At 32.4% G+C, this 14,748-nt stretch carries 14 protein-coding genes; 9 read left to right on the top strand and 5 right to left on the bottom strand.

Annotated features, from left to right (window positions below; all coding sequences use genetic code 11):
- Positions 1-28: 28 nt before the first annotated feature.
- Positions 29-982, bottom strand: a complete 954-nt coding sequence (locus HM992_RS16455) for a glycosyltransferase family 2 protein (RefSeq protein WP_179320432.1) — start codon at positions 980-982, stop codon at positions 29-31.
- 53 nt (positions 983-1,035) lie between these two features.
- Positions 1,036-1,548 carry a DUF4199 domain-containing protein gene (locus HM992_RS16450; protein ID WP_179320431.1) on the bottom strand — a complete coding sequence of 171 codons (513 nt, stop codon included), beginning with the start codon at positions 1,546-1,548 and terminating at the stop codon, positions 1,036-1,038.
- A 160-nt stretch (positions 1,549-1,708) separates the two neighbouring features.
- Between HM992_RS16450 and HM992_RS16445 the strand changes: the two genes are divergently transcribed.
- Positions 1,709-1,960 carry a type B 50S ribosomal protein L31 gene (locus tag HM992_RS16445; RefSeq protein ID WP_092467308.1) on the top strand — a complete coding sequence of 84 codons (252 nt, stop codon included), beginning with the start codon at positions 1,709-1,711 and terminating at the stop codon, positions 1,958-1,960.
- A gap of 146 nt (positions 1,961-2,106) precedes the next feature.
- Positions 2,107-3,282, top strand: coding sequence for a GlmU family protein (locus tag HM992_RS16440; RefSeq protein WP_178984014.1), 1,176 nt, complete (start codon positions 2,107-2,109; stop codon positions 3,280-3,282).
- A gap of 41 nt (positions 3,283-3,323) precedes the next feature.
- On the opposite strand, the gene HM992_RS16435 is transcribed toward HM992_RS16440, so the two are convergent.
- A complete protein-coding gene (locus tag HM992_RS16435) occupies positions 3,324-4,973 on the bottom strand; it encodes an ABC transporter substrate-binding protein (RefSeq protein ID WP_179320430.1) in 1,650 nt (549 codons plus the stop codon).
- 45 nt (positions 4,974-5,018) lie between these two features.
- Between HM992_RS16435 and mtaB the strand changes: the two genes are divergently transcribed.
- Both mtaB and HM992_RS16425 read left to right on the top strand, forming a co-directional pair.
- Positions 5,019-6,353, top strand: a complete 1,335-nt coding sequence (gene mtaB, locus HM992_RS16430; RefSeq protein ID WP_179320429.1) for a tRNA (N(6)-L-threonylcarbamoyladenosine(37)-C(2))-methylthiotransferase MtaB — start codon at positions 5,019-5,021, stop codon at positions 6,351-6,353.
- Positions 6,354-6,436: 83 nt separating this feature from the next.
- Entirely contained in the window at positions 6,437-6,940 is a 504-nt protein-coding gene (locus HM992_RS16425) for a hypothetical protein (protein ID WP_178984017.1), read from the top strand.
- Between the two features lie 77 nt (positions 6,941-7,017).
- On the opposite strand, the gene HM992_RS16420 is transcribed toward HM992_RS16425, so the two are convergent.
- A complete protein-coding gene (locus tag HM992_RS16420; protein WP_178984018.1) occupies positions 7,018-7,314 on the bottom strand; it encodes an N-acetyltransferase in 297 nt (98 codons plus the stop codon).
- A 162-nt stretch (positions 7,315-7,476) separates the two neighbouring features.
- Here HM992_RS16420 and HM992_RS16415 point away from each other — a divergent pair, with 162 nt between their 5' ends.
- The 3 genes from HM992_RS16415 (at position 7,477) to cls (ending at position 10,683) form a co-directional block, all read left to right on the top strand.
- Complete coding sequence (locus HM992_RS16415) at positions 7,477-8,139, top strand: alpha/beta hydrolase (protein ID WP_179320428.1); 663 nt, start codon at positions 7,477-7,479, stop codon at positions 8,137-8,139.
- Between the two features lie 138 nt (positions 8,140-8,277).
- Entirely contained in the window at positions 8,278-9,231 is a 954-nt protein-coding gene (locus HM992_RS16410; protein ID WP_179320427.1) for a lytic transglycosylase domain-containing protein, read from the top strand.
- Positions 9,232-9,234: 3 nt separating this feature from the next.
- Complete coding sequence (cls, locus tag HM992_RS16405; protein ID WP_195806635.1) at positions 9,235-10,683, top strand: cardiolipin synthase; 1,449 nt, start codon at positions 9,235-9,237, stop codon at positions 10,681-10,683.
- Between the two features lie 101 nt (positions 10,684-10,784).
- Here cls and HM992_RS16400 read toward each other — a convergent pair whose 3' ends face one another.
- Complete coding sequence (locus HM992_RS16400; RefSeq protein ID WP_178984021.1) at positions 10,785-11,363, bottom strand: tetratricopeptide repeat protein; 579 nt, start codon at positions 11,361-11,363, stop codon at positions 10,785-10,787.
- 171 nt (positions 11,364-11,534) lie between these two features.
- On the opposite strand from HM992_RS16400, the gene rpmH reads away from it, so the two are divergent.
- Positions 11,535-11,696, top strand: a complete 162-nt coding sequence (rpmH, locus tag HM992_RS16395) for a 50S ribosomal protein L34 (RefSeq protein WP_091426250.1) — start codon at positions 11,535-11,537, stop codon at positions 11,694-11,696.
- Between the two features lie 130 nt (positions 11,697-11,826).
- Complete coding sequence (carB, locus tag HM992_RS16390; protein WP_179320426.1) at positions 11,827-14,682, top strand: carbamoyl-phosphate synthase large subunit; 2,856 nt, start codon at positions 11,827-11,829, stop codon at positions 14,680-14,682.
- The last annotated feature ends 66 nt before the right edge of the window (positions 14,683-14,748 follow it).

Raw genomic sequence — 14,748 nt, 5'->3', positions numbered from 1 at the left:
ATATGTCTTGTTGTGAAACAAAATTGTCTTATTGTGGCAGATTCAAATGTTCTTTTATAAAATAACGTTGTTGTTGACGGTTAGAGCGTAACACAAGTTCTCCGAGAAAACCTGCGATAAACAATTGTGAACCAATAATCATAGTTGAAAGAGCAATATAGAATTGTGGTCGGTCTGTAATTAGACGTCCTGTTGGATTTAAAAATAATTTATCAATGCCTAAATATGAGGCGAATGCAAAACCAATAAAAAACATAATAACACCAAGTGCCCCAAATAAATGCATTGGTCTTTTACCAAAGTGTGATATAAACCAAATAGTGATTAGGTCTAAAAAACCATTTACAAAACGATTCATTCCAAATTTAGTATGGCCATATTTACGAGCTTGATGTTGTACTACTTTTTCACCAATATTAGTGAAACCTGCGTTTTTAGCTAGTACAGGAATGTAGCGATGCATTTCTCCATACACATCAATATGTTTAACAACGGTATTACTGTAGGCTTTTAAGCCACAGTTAAAATCATTTAGGGTAACACCAGACGTGCGTCTTGCAGCCCAATTAAATAATTTTGAAGGTAAATTTTTAGAGAAATATGAATCGTAGCGTTTCTTTTTCCAACCTGAAACTAGATCAAAACCATCAGTTTTAATCATTTTAAAGAGTTCTGGGATTTCTTCAGGATTATCTTGTAAATCGGCATCCATGGTAATAACCACATTTCCTTTCGCTTTAGCGAAACCAGCATGTAAGGCCTGTGATTTCCCAAAATTCTTAAGGAATTTAATGCCTTTTACATTAGGATTAATTTCTCCAAGTTCAGAAATAATTTGCCACGATTTATCAGTACTACCATCGTCTATAAAAAGAATTTCATAAGAATATTGATTTGATAGCATTACTGATACTATCCAATCGTGTAATTCTTTTAAAGATTCCTCTTCGTTAAGTAGTGGAATTACTACTGATATATCCATATAGTTTAAGTCTAATTTCTACTCTTCAAAAATAAAGAAATTATTTAAGGATACTAACGATCCTTTTTCAAAATAGCAGATATTATAAGGGAAACAATAAACCCAAAAAATAAACTTCCGAGAAGCATCATTGTTGAGATGAAAAAAGTAGAGGCTGTAATATCTATAAAATTCATTGCCGTATCTAATTGTTCTCCTTGCATGTTTGGATTTTGAGACATCATTTCTGCAATTGCTTCATCTTTTTTTCCTGATAAAAATTCAGGCATAATATAAGTGTAGTGTATCGCAGCGTAAAAAGCAGAAATTATTCCACCGATTAAAGCAATGCCCATTCCTGCCTTTAAACCATCTCTTATGCTTAACAAATTAGAGTTTAATTTTTTGTAAGCGTTAATTCCAAAATAGTAAATTGCAATTGTAGCAGCTGTACTTATTACACTAGCTATCCAATGACTCTCTATATTTAAGGCATATAAAATTATAAGTACTGCTATAGAAATAAGTGCTAAGTAAAGTCCGTAATTGTAAGCGATTTGTTTAACAGAAGGTTTGTCGTTTTCCATAATAATTGGACGTTTTTTTGGTTAATTATCTAGTTAGTAGTCAAAGTTACATAATTGTTACATACTTTTACTTAATAAAATTTGTCAAAAACATTGTAGATTTATAAAAATTGGTTAAATTTGCACCTCGAAAAATCGAATACATTTAAAGCATTTAGTGATGAAAGCAGGAATACATCCAGAAAATTATAGAGTAGTAGCGTTTAAAGATATGTCTAATGAAGAGGTATATTTAACTAAGTCTACAGCAGATACAAGTGAGACTATCGATGTAGATGGTACTGAATATCCATTAGTAAAATTGGAGATTTCAAGAACATCTCATCCTTTCTATACAGGTAAATCTAAATTAGTAGATACAGCTGGTCGTATTGACAAGTTCAAAAACAAATACGCTAAGTTTAAAAAATAAGCTTCGCCTACCAATACATAAAAAGCCTTTCTGTTATCAGAAAGGCTTTTTTATTTTCAGCAATTACGTTATTTTTGATATTATAACTAAGTTGAATTTATGAGCGTTAATCTTCTAGATGTCAATTTATAACTCAAAATCTCACAATGAACTACATATTATTTGACGGTCCGTATCGCAATAATCTTTTGCCATTTACATTTACTAGACCTGTTGCAGACCTTAGAGTAGGTATTTTAACCATTAGACAAAAATGGGAATCGTATATTGAATATACCACAACAACGGTTACCGAAGATTACTTAGCAGATAAGTTTCCGATGGTAGAAATGGAAAATAACATTATGATTAATGCTTCTTTTTTACCTAATATGGAAGTTGTAGCGATTGTGAAAAATTTAAGTCATAATCAAGCTTTATTTAAAGGTGAAGATGTTATTGCATTTTTTGTTAAAGAAGGTGAAGAGGTTAATGATTTTTCAACCTTTGAGGCTATAGAGTTTGAAGGTGAACTTTTGAAGATTGAACATACTTGGGATATTTTTGCTTTAAATGGAGAAGCAATCCTTGAGGATTTTAATTTAATCACAAAGGATAGACATTCTCAACCAATACCTGCAACTATAAATACGATTAATCCTGAAAACATTTTTATAGAACAAGGAGCAACTTTAAATTTTGCAACCTTAAATGCGAGTTCAGGACCAATTTATATTGGTAGAGATGCAGAAGTGATGGAGGGATCTATTGTAAGAGGGCCTTTTGCGTTATGTAATAATGCAACGTTGAAAATGGCTAGTAAGATTTATGGGCCAACAACAGTAGGACCACATAGTAAAGTTGGAGGTGAAGTCAGTAATTCTGTGATTTTCGGATTCTCTAATAAAGGACACGATGGCTTTTTGGGAAATTCTGTTTTGGGTGAATGGTGTAATTTAGGAGCAGATACCAATACAAGTAATTTAAAAAATAATTATGCAGAAGTGAGACTTTGGGATTACCAAACCGAAGGCTTTGCTAGAACAGGTTTACAATTTTGTGGGTTAATGATGGGAGATCATAGTAAGTGTGGCATTAATACCATGTTTAACACAGGCACTGTTGTAGGAGTGAGCGCTAATATCTTTGGAAGTGGTTTTCCTAGAAACTTTGTGCCAAGTTTTTCTTGGGGAGGGAGTAAAGGTTTTGTAACTTATAAAACTGAGAAAGCGTTTGAAGTTGCAGAAGTGGTAATGGAACGACGCAAAGAGGAATTTACAGAAATGGATAAGGCAATATTGACTCATGTTTTTGAAGAAACAAGTCAGTATCGTAAAAATTAAAAGCGACTTAAATGCGAATTTTCAATGACGCCAAAGTCATTTTAATTTTTAAGTTCAGATTTTTTAACCGATTTTAGTTCTAGTAAATTAGTAGCATTAATTCCTAATCCAGTCACATTTTTGCGAGTAAACCTAACGACTTCATCATAAAACATAGGGACTATTGGCGCAGAAGCCATAATTAGAGAATCCATTTTAGTATAGAGTTCTATTCGTTTTTCATAATTCGTTTCTAAATAGGCTGCTTCATACATTGTATCAAATTCAGCATTTTTAAAATGTGTATAATTTGGACCATTTGGAGCAAAATTTTTGCTGTAGTATAATGATAAATAGTTTTCAGCATCAGGATAATCGGCTATCCAACTGGCTCTAAAAAAATCGACTTGTCCATTGGCTTTGGCATCTTTTAAGCTAGAAGGAGGAATCACATCAACCTTCACCAATAAGCCTGTCTTTTGAAGCTCACGTTGAATAAATTCGCAAAAGCTTAAATAATTACTTGTCGTGGTTAGTGTGATCTCTGGGTTTTTAATGCCTGTTTCCGCTTTAAATTCTGATACTAATTGTTTAGCTAATTCAGGATTATAGTTATAACCAATTGTAGCATCATAACCTGGTAAACCTTTAGGAATAAAACCACCGTTTGCAGGAATACCGATTCCATTTCTCAAATATGTCATCATTTTATCACGGTCAAAACCTACGTTAATTGCTTTTCTCAGTTTTAAAGATTGAATGGTATTTGCCTTAGTTTCCATGTAAAATGCTAAATACTCCGTGTTGAGATATGGTCCACGAATCATTTTTACATTATTTGCATAGTTCGGTTTTAATTGTCCAACTGTGGTTAAAATTTCATCTTTATAGGAACCGTCTAAGCCAGAAACAAAATCAATATTTCCTTGTGCAAATTGTAGAAATTCACTTTGCTTATCTGGTAAAAAGGTTATGGCAACAGCTTCAAGATAAGGTAATTGTTGGTTTGTTGAATCCGTTTCAAAATAAGTATTGTTTCGTCTAAAAACCAATTTTAAGTTTTCTTCCCATCGTTTAAATTTAAAAGGACCTGTACCTATAGGATGTGATCTAAAATCATTACCATAATGTTCTACAATTTCTTTAGGAACCACAGAACAATATTTCATGGTTAATAAACCTAAATATGCAGGGAAAGCTTGTTTCAGTTTAATTTGAAACGTAGAATCGTTTATAGCCGAAAAATTTTCGACCTTATTTAAAACCCAACTTCCTGGAGAAGCGATAGCTTTATCTTTTAATCTATTAAAGCTATATTCAAAATCTGAAGCTGTAACATGTCGTGTGGAATCTTGGTTGCCGAGCGAAGGTGAAGGATTGAATAATTCATGTTTATGAAAAAACACATCATCTCTAAGCGTAAATGTATAGGTTTTTGCACTGTCCGAAATTGTCCAATTCTTAGCAATACAGGGTTTTACATTGAGTTGGTCATCCATTTGCACCAAACCATTAAATAATTGATGTGTTGCCCAAATGTCTGCTAAATCCTTAGAAAAAGCAGGATCTAACGAACCTATGTTTTTATGCTCATTGTATCTAAAAACGAGATGGTCTAATGGTTCACTTTGACTTGTGGTGCAAGAAAATACCATGAAAACGAATGCTCCAAAAAGTAATCTATTGAATAAGGATGGTGTGAGTTTTAGCATATAACTTATATGTTGTAAATTTGCCAACTTGGTAAAAGTACAAGAATGAATCCAACAAAAAAAGTCGCATTTTATACACTAGGTTGTAAACTTAATTTTTCTGAAACCTCTACAATTGCTAGAAGTTTTAAAGATGAAGGATTTGATCGTGTAGATTTTAAAGAATCGGCTGATATTTATGTGATAAATACCTGCTCGGTTACCGAAAATGCAGACAAGCGTTTTAAAACCATTGTTAAGCAAGCGCAAAAAAGCAATCCAGAAGCTTTTGTTGCTGCTATTGGGTGTTATGCGCAACTAAAACCAGAAGAATTAGCGGATATCAATGGTGTGGATTTGGTGCTGGGTGCCACAGAGAAATTCAAAATTACCGATTACTTAAACGATCTTACTAAAAATGATTTTGGTGAAGTGCATTCTTGTGAAATAGAAGAAGCTGATTTCTACGTTGGTAGTTATTCTATTGGTGATAGAACCAGAGCTTTTCTAAAAGTTCAAGATGGTTGTGATTATAAGTGTACTTATTGTACGATACCATTGGCTAGAGGGATTTCGCGAAGCGATACTATGACTAATGTTTTGAAGAATGCCAAAGAAATTTCAGAACAAGGTATTAAGGAAATCGTTTTAACAGGAGTTAATATTGGAGACTACGGAAAAGGTGAGTTCGGGAATAAAAAACACGAACATACGTTTTTAGATTTAGTTAAAGAGTTAGATAACGTTGAAGGCATAGAGCGTTTAAGAATTTCTTCAATTGAACCCAATTTATTAAAGAACGAAACAATAGATTTAGTTTCAAACTCTAGAGCTTTTGTGCCTCATTTTCATATACCATTACAAAGTGGAAGTAATGACATCTTAAAAAAGATGAAGCGTCGCTACATGAAAGAATTGTATGTAGACAGAGTTTCTAAAATAAAAGAGGTGATGCCACATGCTTGTATTGGTGTTGATGTAATTGTAGGTTTTCCTGGTGAAACCGATGATGTTTTTCTTGAAACATATAACTTTCTGAATGTATTAGATATTTCATATTTACACGTATTTCAATATTCAGAACGCCCTAATACAGAAGCTGCAGAAATGCCTAACGTGGTATCTAAAGCAAAACGAGCTAAACGCAGTAAAATGTTACGTGGGCTATCGGCTAAAAAACGACGGGCTTTTTATGAAAATCAATTAAACACAGATCGTACGGTGTTGTTTGAAAGCGATAACAAAGAAGGTTATATTCATGGGTTTACAGAAAACTATGTAAAAGTAAAAGCACCTTGGAATCCGGAATTAGTAAATACACTTGAGAAAGTTAGATTAACTAAGATTGATGAAGATGGCTTGGTTCGTTTTGAGTTTCAAGAAGATTTAGCACTTAAATAGCTAAAATTTGCATTTTTATTTATGTGTATTTTCCTATAAAGACATTATTTCGTTTTATATTTGAGTTTATTAATATTTCTAGTTTGAATAAAGTATTTTCAGTTTGTTTTCTTATTGGTTTATTAGGTTTAACCACATCTTGTTCTGATAAGAATGAACATGGCGTTGTTGGAACCTGGTTGTTAACCACACGAACCGTTAATATTCCTTTTGATGTAAACCAAGATGGTGTGTCTAATACCAATCTAATTGCAGAGATAAATTGTAATGAACGGGAAACATTAACCTTTGAAATTAACGGGACTGTATCTTCGGGAAATGAGTTTTCTAATGTGTTGCGCTATTTTAAAGAAGAGAATACCGATGTTTACAAAGTTAATTCAGACTGTAACAGAGAAGGAATTATTAGTTTTGCTTCAGAATATTCTACACCTGAAGAAAATACCATTAAAGTTTCAGCTAGAGTATACGTGTTAAATGGTGATACGTTAACGACTGTTTATAAAAATGCAGTAGATATTTATAACGAAGATTTTACAGAAGTCATAGAGACTAAAGATTTAACGCTGGTTTATACGAAACAATAAATTAGTTTAATTTTTACATATCAAAAAACCCGAAACTTTTAAAAGTTTCGGGTTTTTTGATAATTCATTCTCTAAAATTAGATGCGAATACCTACAGGAAGCATGCGCTTATATTTTCTATTGCGTCTTACAAACTTAGCAATTTCAGGACTTGTTGGTACCACGCTAATGTTACGTTCTTTAATGTTGGAAAACACTAAATCAATAAACTCTAATTCAAACTCTTCGGTCCTAATAGCATCAGGAATAACCATTTTTGTTAAGAATATCTTCCTTTCTTGTAAAGAATATTCAATAATTGCCATTTCGTTTTCAACATTTAATTCAAATTGACGTAGGAAGTCGTTGTCAATTAATTCAGCAGTTTCTGTCATAATTTGTTTATATTAAATTCAGCGGTCGGCAGTGTAGATACTATATTTGATATAGTTTTGCTGTGCAAAGGTACAAAAAATCAGCGAATTTTTAAGGTTATCGATGTTAAAACCTTACATTGTAATTATTTAAGACGTCCCAAAATAAAAGTTTTAAGACCTATGAATAGTCAATTAATACATGTTTATTTAATGCCAGGCATGGCTGCAAATCCAACAATTTTTGAGCATATTAAACTACCAGAAGAAAATTATAAAATTCATTGGCTAGAGTGGCAAATTCCCGATCATAACGAAACTCTTAGCACGTATGCGCAACGCATGTGCAAGTTTATTGAACACGATAATGTCGTTTTACTTGGCGTCTCTTTTGGTGGTATTTTGGTTCAGGAAATGAGTAAGTTTTTAACTCTCAAAAAATTAATTGTTGTTTCTAGTGTTAAGTCATATCATGAGCTTCCAAAACGTTTAAAATTCCTTAAAATCACTAAAGCTTACAAAATATTACCTACATCCTTACTTGGTAATATAGATTTATTAGCTAAATATGCTTTTGGAGAAACCATAAAAAAGCGTGTCGATTTATATAAAAAATACCTTTCCATTAGTGATAAAACTTATTTGGATTGGGCTATTAAGCAAGTGGTTTGTTGGGATCAAGAGAAACCAAATACAGATGCAACTTATATTCACGGAGATAAAGATGTTATTTTCCCACATTCTTGTGGCGGAAATTGTCACGTTGTTACAGGCGGAACACACATTATGATTATTACTAAGTTTAAATGGTTTAACGAAAATTTACCAAAACTTATTATGGCCTGAATTTGAATGGTGTTATTAGATTGATTACATTTATAAAAAGAAAAATGACGAAAAGATCATGTTTTAAAGCGTTAAAAATCAAATAAATGATTGATATCGAATAGCGTGTGACATTCAATTAATCTCAAATTTAAAGATATGAAAATCATAAAAAATAGTTTAGCAATAATAGGCGTGATTTGTATATCAGGCTTATTTATTTTTTCAATGCAAAAGTCACCTGATGAAATGGCGATACCAGATCATTTACTAGGTAAAGAAGATCCAATTGTAAATAGTTACAATGTTTACGCATTAGAAATGCCTGAAAATTTGAATTTTGCAGGTGAAGTTGTTCCTGTTAATGATCCAGATATTTATGAACGCATGGATAGGGAGTTATTAGTAAATACGTACTGGCAATCCAATGGACTTTTAATGTTTAAGCGTGCTCAAAAATATTTTCCAATTATAGAACCTATTTTGAAGAAAAATGGTGTGCCAGATGATTTTAAATACTTAGCTGTAATTGAAAGCGGATTAGTTCAAACAGCAAAATCACCTGCTGGTGCAAGTGGTGTATGGCAAATTATGGCAGCAACAGGAAGAGAAAATGGTTTAGAGGTCAATAAAAATGTTGATGAACGTTATAATTTAGAAAAAGCCACTGAAGTTGCTTGCGATTATTTAAAGAAGGCAAAAGAAAGTTTAGGATCTTGGACAAAAGCAGCAGCTGCATATAATGCTGGTAATTATGGAGTGTCTAGACGATTAAAAGAACAAGATGTTGATGGTTATTATGATTTGTTATTAGGTGAAGAAACGGGTCGTTATGTATTTAGAATTGTAGCTTTAAAGGAAATATTATCTAATCCAGATAAATATGGGTTTAATTTTAATAAATCTCATTTATATAAAGAAGTGCCAACGTATAAGGTTGAAGTTGACACTGCCGTAACTGATTTTGCCAGATTTGCAAAGCAATTTGGAATTAACTACAAAATTCTAAAACTTCATAATCCATGGTTAAGAGAACCACACTTAAATAATAGTTCTAGAAAATCATATTCTATTGAAATTCCTAAGGTAGGGTATTATAATACTAATCCATAAATTTTGGAGTTTGTAAAAGACCATATTTGGCAAGTATTAATTGTGCTCAATTATGCGGTTGCCTTATCTGCAGTCGTTACTATTTTATTAAAAAAAGTTAACCCAACAAAGGCATTAAGTTATATCATTGGTCTATTGGCGCTGCCTTTTTTAGGGTTGATTGTATATTATCTTTTTGGACAAGAATACCGAAAAAATAAAATATTCTCTAGAAAGCATGTTTTAAATCAGTCTATTATAAAAAGGATTCAAGAGGGTTTAGAGCTTGATACCAAAGCAATTAATGAAGTTGATGATTTATTGGATCAAAAATCTAAAGTGATTCCGTTATTATATAATAATGAAAACTCTAAACTCACGATTAATAATGCTGTAAAGCTTATTAAAAATGGAGATGAAAAATTCAAATTGCTATTTAATGATATAAAAGAAGCATCGAATCATATTCATCTAGAATATTTTGTAATAGAAGATGATAAAATCGGGACAGAACTTCTCAACTTATTGTGTGAAAAAGCAAGTGAAGGTCTCGAAATAAGAATAGTTATTGATGATGTTGGAAGTTCTATATCCTCTAAAATGAAGCGTAAATTAAGGGATTGTGGTATTGAAATGCATCCTTTTATGCCTGTTCGATTTTCAAATTCAACAGGTAAGATGAATTATCGTGATCATCGTAAAATTACCGTCATAGATGGAAAGATAGGCTATGTTGGTGGTATCAATGTGTCGGATAATTATGTTAACGCTAATAACGATAGATATTGGAGAGACACACATATGCGAATTATGGGAGAGGCGGTTATATCCTTGCAAATTTTGTTTTTTACCACATGGGATTTTGTAAGTGGTGGGGAATTGGAAATTTCTAATACCTATTTTCCAGAGCATAATTGTAAAGAAAATGTGCCGCTTCAAATTGCCGCAAGTGGTCCCGATACAGATTGGTCTAATATTATGGAGGCCATTTTTGTAGCAATCACAAATGCAGAAGATCATGTGTATATCACTACACCATATTTTATTCCTAATAGCGAAATTGTAACCGCGCTTCAAGTTATAGCAAGAAGTAACAAAGAGGTTAAGATTATTGTTCCAAAAAAGTCTGATTCTTGGATTGCAGAATATGCTACTAATTCTTATTTGGAAATGCTTTTAGAAGCCGGAGTAGAGGTGTATCAATATACTAAAGGATTTATTCATGCAAAAACCATGGTGGTTGATGGCGTGTTTAGTACCGTAGGTACAACCAATATGGATTATAGAAGTTTCAATATTAATTTTGAAGTCAATGCATTAATCTATGATAAGAAGATTAGTAGTGAACTCACAGAATTTTTTAATGAAGATTTAAAAGACTGTGAAAAACTTGATTTAAAGTTATGGCAAGAACGTTCTAAACGAACAAAATTCGTTGAAGCAGTCGCACGTTTAATGGCGCCTTTATTGTAATTTAAATAGAATATTAATTGCTTAATAAAAGTTGATAATAAATAAAAAAGGCTTAAACGTTATATTTGCTTAAGCCTTTTTTATTTTTTTTTTAATTAAAACTATCGTCTACTTCTTCTGTTTTGTCTAGCAGAAGTTGGCTGACCATATTGCTGTTTTGGAATAGATGCTTTCTTCATTTGGTCTTTCATCATCTTAATTTGCTCAGCGAGCATATCTCTTTTGTCTAATTTTTGGGCTTCAGCTAACAATTTTTGTGCTTCTGGTTTTCTGCGTTTAGAAAAAGCAATTCCGGCTAAATTTAATTTTGCCATAGCTAAATCATGATCCATTGACAAACCTAAAGCGATTGCTTTCTTAAAATAACCTTCAGCTTCATTCATATTAGTTTGAGAAACCATAATACCATTAAGGTAGTTTAAATAACCCTGTTGTTTCTTTACTAAAGCACCTTCTGGGTTCTTTATTTTATCTAACCATTTTTTTGCACCAGGAAAATCTTGTTTCCTTAGTTTTAAAAAAGCTAGTAAAATCATTTCATTTTTAAAGTAAAGGAAAATAAATATTGTAGATAATAATAGGTACATAATACCATTACCAATGTAACCTTCAGTGAATTGATAGATGCCATAACCAATAATTAATGCGGCAATGACTAATTTTATATTTTTATTAAACATATTTCTGTATATTTTTGCAGAGCGCAAAGATAATAAAATCTAAGAGTTTAAATTCTAAACAAAATTTTTCTTTTGCTTCTTGCTAAAGTAAAAACTTGTTGTATATTTGCACGCAGTTTTGAGAGACCTCTCAATATCAAAAAGATTATTAGTTTATAAAATATATAAGACATGCCAAAAAGAACGTTTCAACCGTCAAAAAGAAAAAGAAGAAACAAACACGGTTTCAGAGAAAGAATGGCTTCTGTTAACGGAAGAAAAGTTTTAGCACGTAGAAGAGCTAAAGGAAGAAAAAAATTGTCTGTATCTACAGAAACAAGACATAAAAAATAATGATTAACAATTGTTAATATATTAGGGCGTTACTTAGGTGTAACGCCTTTTTTTATATCCTATTGTTAACTATTTTTGCACTGCCAAATTAACACGTATATATACATTACAACATCAAACACTCAATCTCATGCCTAAAAATAAAAACATAAAATCAGTTTTACTAATCGGTTCAGGTCCTATCGTTATTGGGCAAGCCTGTGAATTTGATTATTCGGGTACACAAGCATTACGCTCTTTACGAGAAGATGGAATTGAAACTATATTAATCAATTCTAATCCTGCAACTATAATGACAGATCCTACAATGGCGGATCATGTGTATTTGTTGCCATTGACTACTAAATCCTTAATCCAGATCTTAAAAGATCATCCACAGATTGATGCTGTGTTACCAACAATGGGAGGACAAACCGCTTTGAATTTGTGTATTGAAGCCGATGAAAAAGGAATTTGGGAAGATTTTAATGTAGATATTATTGGTGTCGATATCGATGCTATTAATATTACAGAAGATAGAGAACAATTTAGAGAGTTAATGTTGAAAATAGGTATCGGTATGGCACCTCAAGCAACAGCAACGTCTTATCTAAAAGGAAAGGAAATTGCACAAGAATTTGGATTTCCTTTAGTAATTAGAGCATCTTATACTTTAGGTGGAGAAGGAGCTTCTTTTGTTTATAAAGAAGAAGATTTTGACGAAATGCTAACACGTGGTTTGGAAGTTTCTCCAATTCACGAAGTTATGATAGATAAAGCCTTGATCGGTTGGAAAGAATACGAATTAGAATTATTACGCGATAAGAACGATAATGTCGTTATTATCTGTACGATTGAAAATATGGATCCGATGGGAATCCATACAGGAGATTCAATCACTTTAGCACCAGCTATGACATTATCTGATAAAACATTTCAGAAAATGCGAGATATGGCCATTCATATGATGCGAAGTATTGGCGACTTTGCAGGCGGTTGTAACGTGCAGTTTGCCGTAAGTCCTGATGATGAAGAGGAAATTATCGCGATTGAAATTAATCCAAGAGTATCACGTTCATCAGCATTAGCGAGTAAAGCAACGGGTTATCCTATTGCTAAAATTGCATCGAAATTAGCCATTGGTTATAATTTAGATGAATTAGATAATCAGATAACAAAATCGACTTCAGCATTATTCGAGCCGACTTTAGATTACGTGGTGGTTAAGATTCCACGTTGGAATTTTGATAAATTCGAAGGATCAGATCGTACATTAGGCTTACAAATGAAATCTGTAGGTGAAGTTATGGCCATTGGTCGTTCTTTTCAAGAAGCACTTCATAAAGCCACACAATCGTTAGAGATTAAGCGAAATGGCTTAGGTGCAGATGGTAAAGGCTACAAGGATTATGATACCATAATTGAAAAATTAACTTACGCTAGTTGGGATCGTGTATTTGTAATTTATGATGCTATTGCAATCGGAATTCCATTAAGTCGTATTCACGAAATCACAAAAATTGATATGTGGTTTTTAAAACAATATGAAGAGTTATTTCAGATTGAAAGAGAGATTTCTACATTCAAAATAGATTCTATTGAACGTGAATTATTACTAGAAGCAAAGCAAAAAGGCTATGGTGACAGACAAATAGCACACATGTTAGGGTGCCTAGAAAGTGAAGTTCATAAAAAACGAATGGAACTTAACATCAACCGCGTGTTTAAATTAGTTGATACGTGTGCTGCAGAATTTAAAGCACAAACACCGTATTATTATTCAACGTTTGAAAGTGAAGTAGAAAAGCCAGACGGAACATTGTATGTACAAAATGAAAGTGTCGTTTCAGACAAAAAGAAAATAATCGTCTTAGGTTCTGGTCCAAATAGAATTGGTCAAGGAATTGAGTTTGATTACTGTTGTGTACATGGCGTTTTGGCAGCTTCTGAATGTGGTTACGAAACCATAATGATTAACTGTAACCCAGAAACGGTTTCAACCGATTTTGATATTGCAGACAAACTATATTTCGAACCTGTTTTCTGGGAACATATCTATGATATCATTCAACATGAAAAACCAGAAGGTGTCATCGTTCAATTAGGAGGTCAGACGGCTTTAAAATTGGCAGAGAAACTAGAAAAATGGGGAGTTAAGATTATGGGAACCAGTTTTAAATCACTTGATTTAGCTGAAGACAGAGGAAGCTTTTCAAACATATTAAAAGAAAATAATATTCCTTACCCAGAATTTGATGTTGCTGAATCAGCTGATGAAGCTTTAGCGATTGCAGATGTATTAGATTTCCCGATATTAGTAAGACCTTCTTATGTCTTAGGAGGACAAGGGATGAAGATTGTGATCAATAAGCAAGAATTAGAATCTCATGTTATTGATTTATTAAAATCGATACCAGGAAATAAATTGTTGTTGGATCATTATTTAGATGGAGCGATAGAAGCAGAGGCTGATGCTATTTGTGATGCAGATGGTAATGTATATATCATCGGAATAATGGAGCATATTGAACCTTGTGGTATTCACTCTGGTGACAGTAATGCCTTATTGCCAGCATTCAACTTGGGAGATTTAGTAATGCAACAGATAATTGACCACACACATACTATAGCAAGAGCGTTACATACGGTTGGATTAATTAATATTCAATTCGCTATACAAGATGATATTGTTTATATCATTGAAGCCAATCCTAGAGCATCGCGTACAGTGCCTTTTATCGCAAAAGCGTACAAAGAACCTTATGTGAATTATGCAACTAAAGTAATGTTAGGAGAGAAAAAAGTGACTGACTTTGATTTTAAACCACAATTAAATGGCTACGCAATAAAGCAACCGGTATTTTCATTTAATAAGTTTCCTAATGTGAATAAGCAATTGGGGCCAGAAATGAAAAGTACGGGAGAAAGTATCCTATTTATTGACAATTTAAAGGATGATCAGTTTTATGACTTATATGCAAGAAGAAAAATGTATTTAAGTAAATAATGGCACAGTTTTCGATGAAGTGTAAGTGTTATTCACTAATAATTACTAACTTAGCTTAACTAATGC

The organism is Winogradskyella helgolandensis (assembly GCF_013404085.1).
In the GTDB taxonomy this organism is placed as follows: Bacteria; Bacteroidota; Bacteroidia; order Flavobacteriales; family Flavobacteriaceae; genus Winogradskyella; species Winogradskyella helgolandensis.
This window is presented reverse-complemented; position numbering and strand designations above follow the sequence as displayed.

What these genes read in the sequence shown, in the direction of transcription:
- HM992_RS16455 (WP_179320432.1), bottom strand. Translation starts at nt 982, where the DNA reads ATGGATATATCAGTAGTAATTCCACTACTTAACGAAGAGGAATCTTTA.
- HM992_RS16450 (WP_179320431.1), bottom strand. Translation starts at nt 1,548, where the DNA reads ATGGAAAACGACAAACCTTCTGTTAAACAAATCGCTTACAATTACGGA.
- HM992_RS16445 (WP_092467308.1), top strand. Translation starts at nt 1,709, where the DNA reads ATGAAAGCAGGAATACATCCAGAAAATTATAGAGTAGTAGCGTTTAAA.
- HM992_RS16440 (WP_178984014.1), top strand. Translation starts at nt 2,107, where the DNA reads ATGAACTACATATTATTTGACGGTCCGTATCGCAATAATCTTTTGCCA.
- HM992_RS16435 (WP_179320430.1), bottom strand. Translation starts at nt 4,973, where the DNA reads ATGCTAAAACTCACACCATCCTTATTCAATAGATTACTTTTTGGAGCA.
- mtaB (WP_179320429.1), top strand. Translation starts at nt 5,019, where the DNA reads ATGAATCCAACAAAAAAAGTCGCATTTTATACACTAGGTTGTAAACTT.
- HM992_RS16420 (WP_178984018.1), bottom strand. Translation starts at nt 7,314, where the DNA reads ATGACAGAAACTGCTGAATTAATTGACAACGACTTCCTACGTCAATTT.
- HM992_RS16415 (WP_179320428.1), top strand. Translation starts at nt 7,477, where the DNA reads ATGAATAGTCAATTAATACATGTTTATTTAATGCCAGGCATGGCTGCA.
- HM992_RS16410 (WP_179320427.1), top strand. Translation starts at nt 8,278, where the DNA reads ATGAAAATCATAAAAAATAGTTTAGCAATAATAGGCGTGATTTGTATA.
- HM992_RS16400 (WP_178984021.1), bottom strand. Translation starts at nt 11,363, where the DNA reads ATGTTTAATAAAAATATAAAATTAGTCATTGCCGCATTAATTATTGGT.
- rpmH (WP_091426250.1), top strand. Translation starts at nt 11,535, where the DNA reads ATGCCAAAAAGAACGTTTCAACCGTCAAAAAGAAAAAGAAGAAACAAA.
- carB (WP_179320426.1), top strand. Translation starts at nt 11,827, where the DNA reads ATGCCTAAAAATAAAAACATAAAATCAGTTTTACTAATCGGTTCAGGT.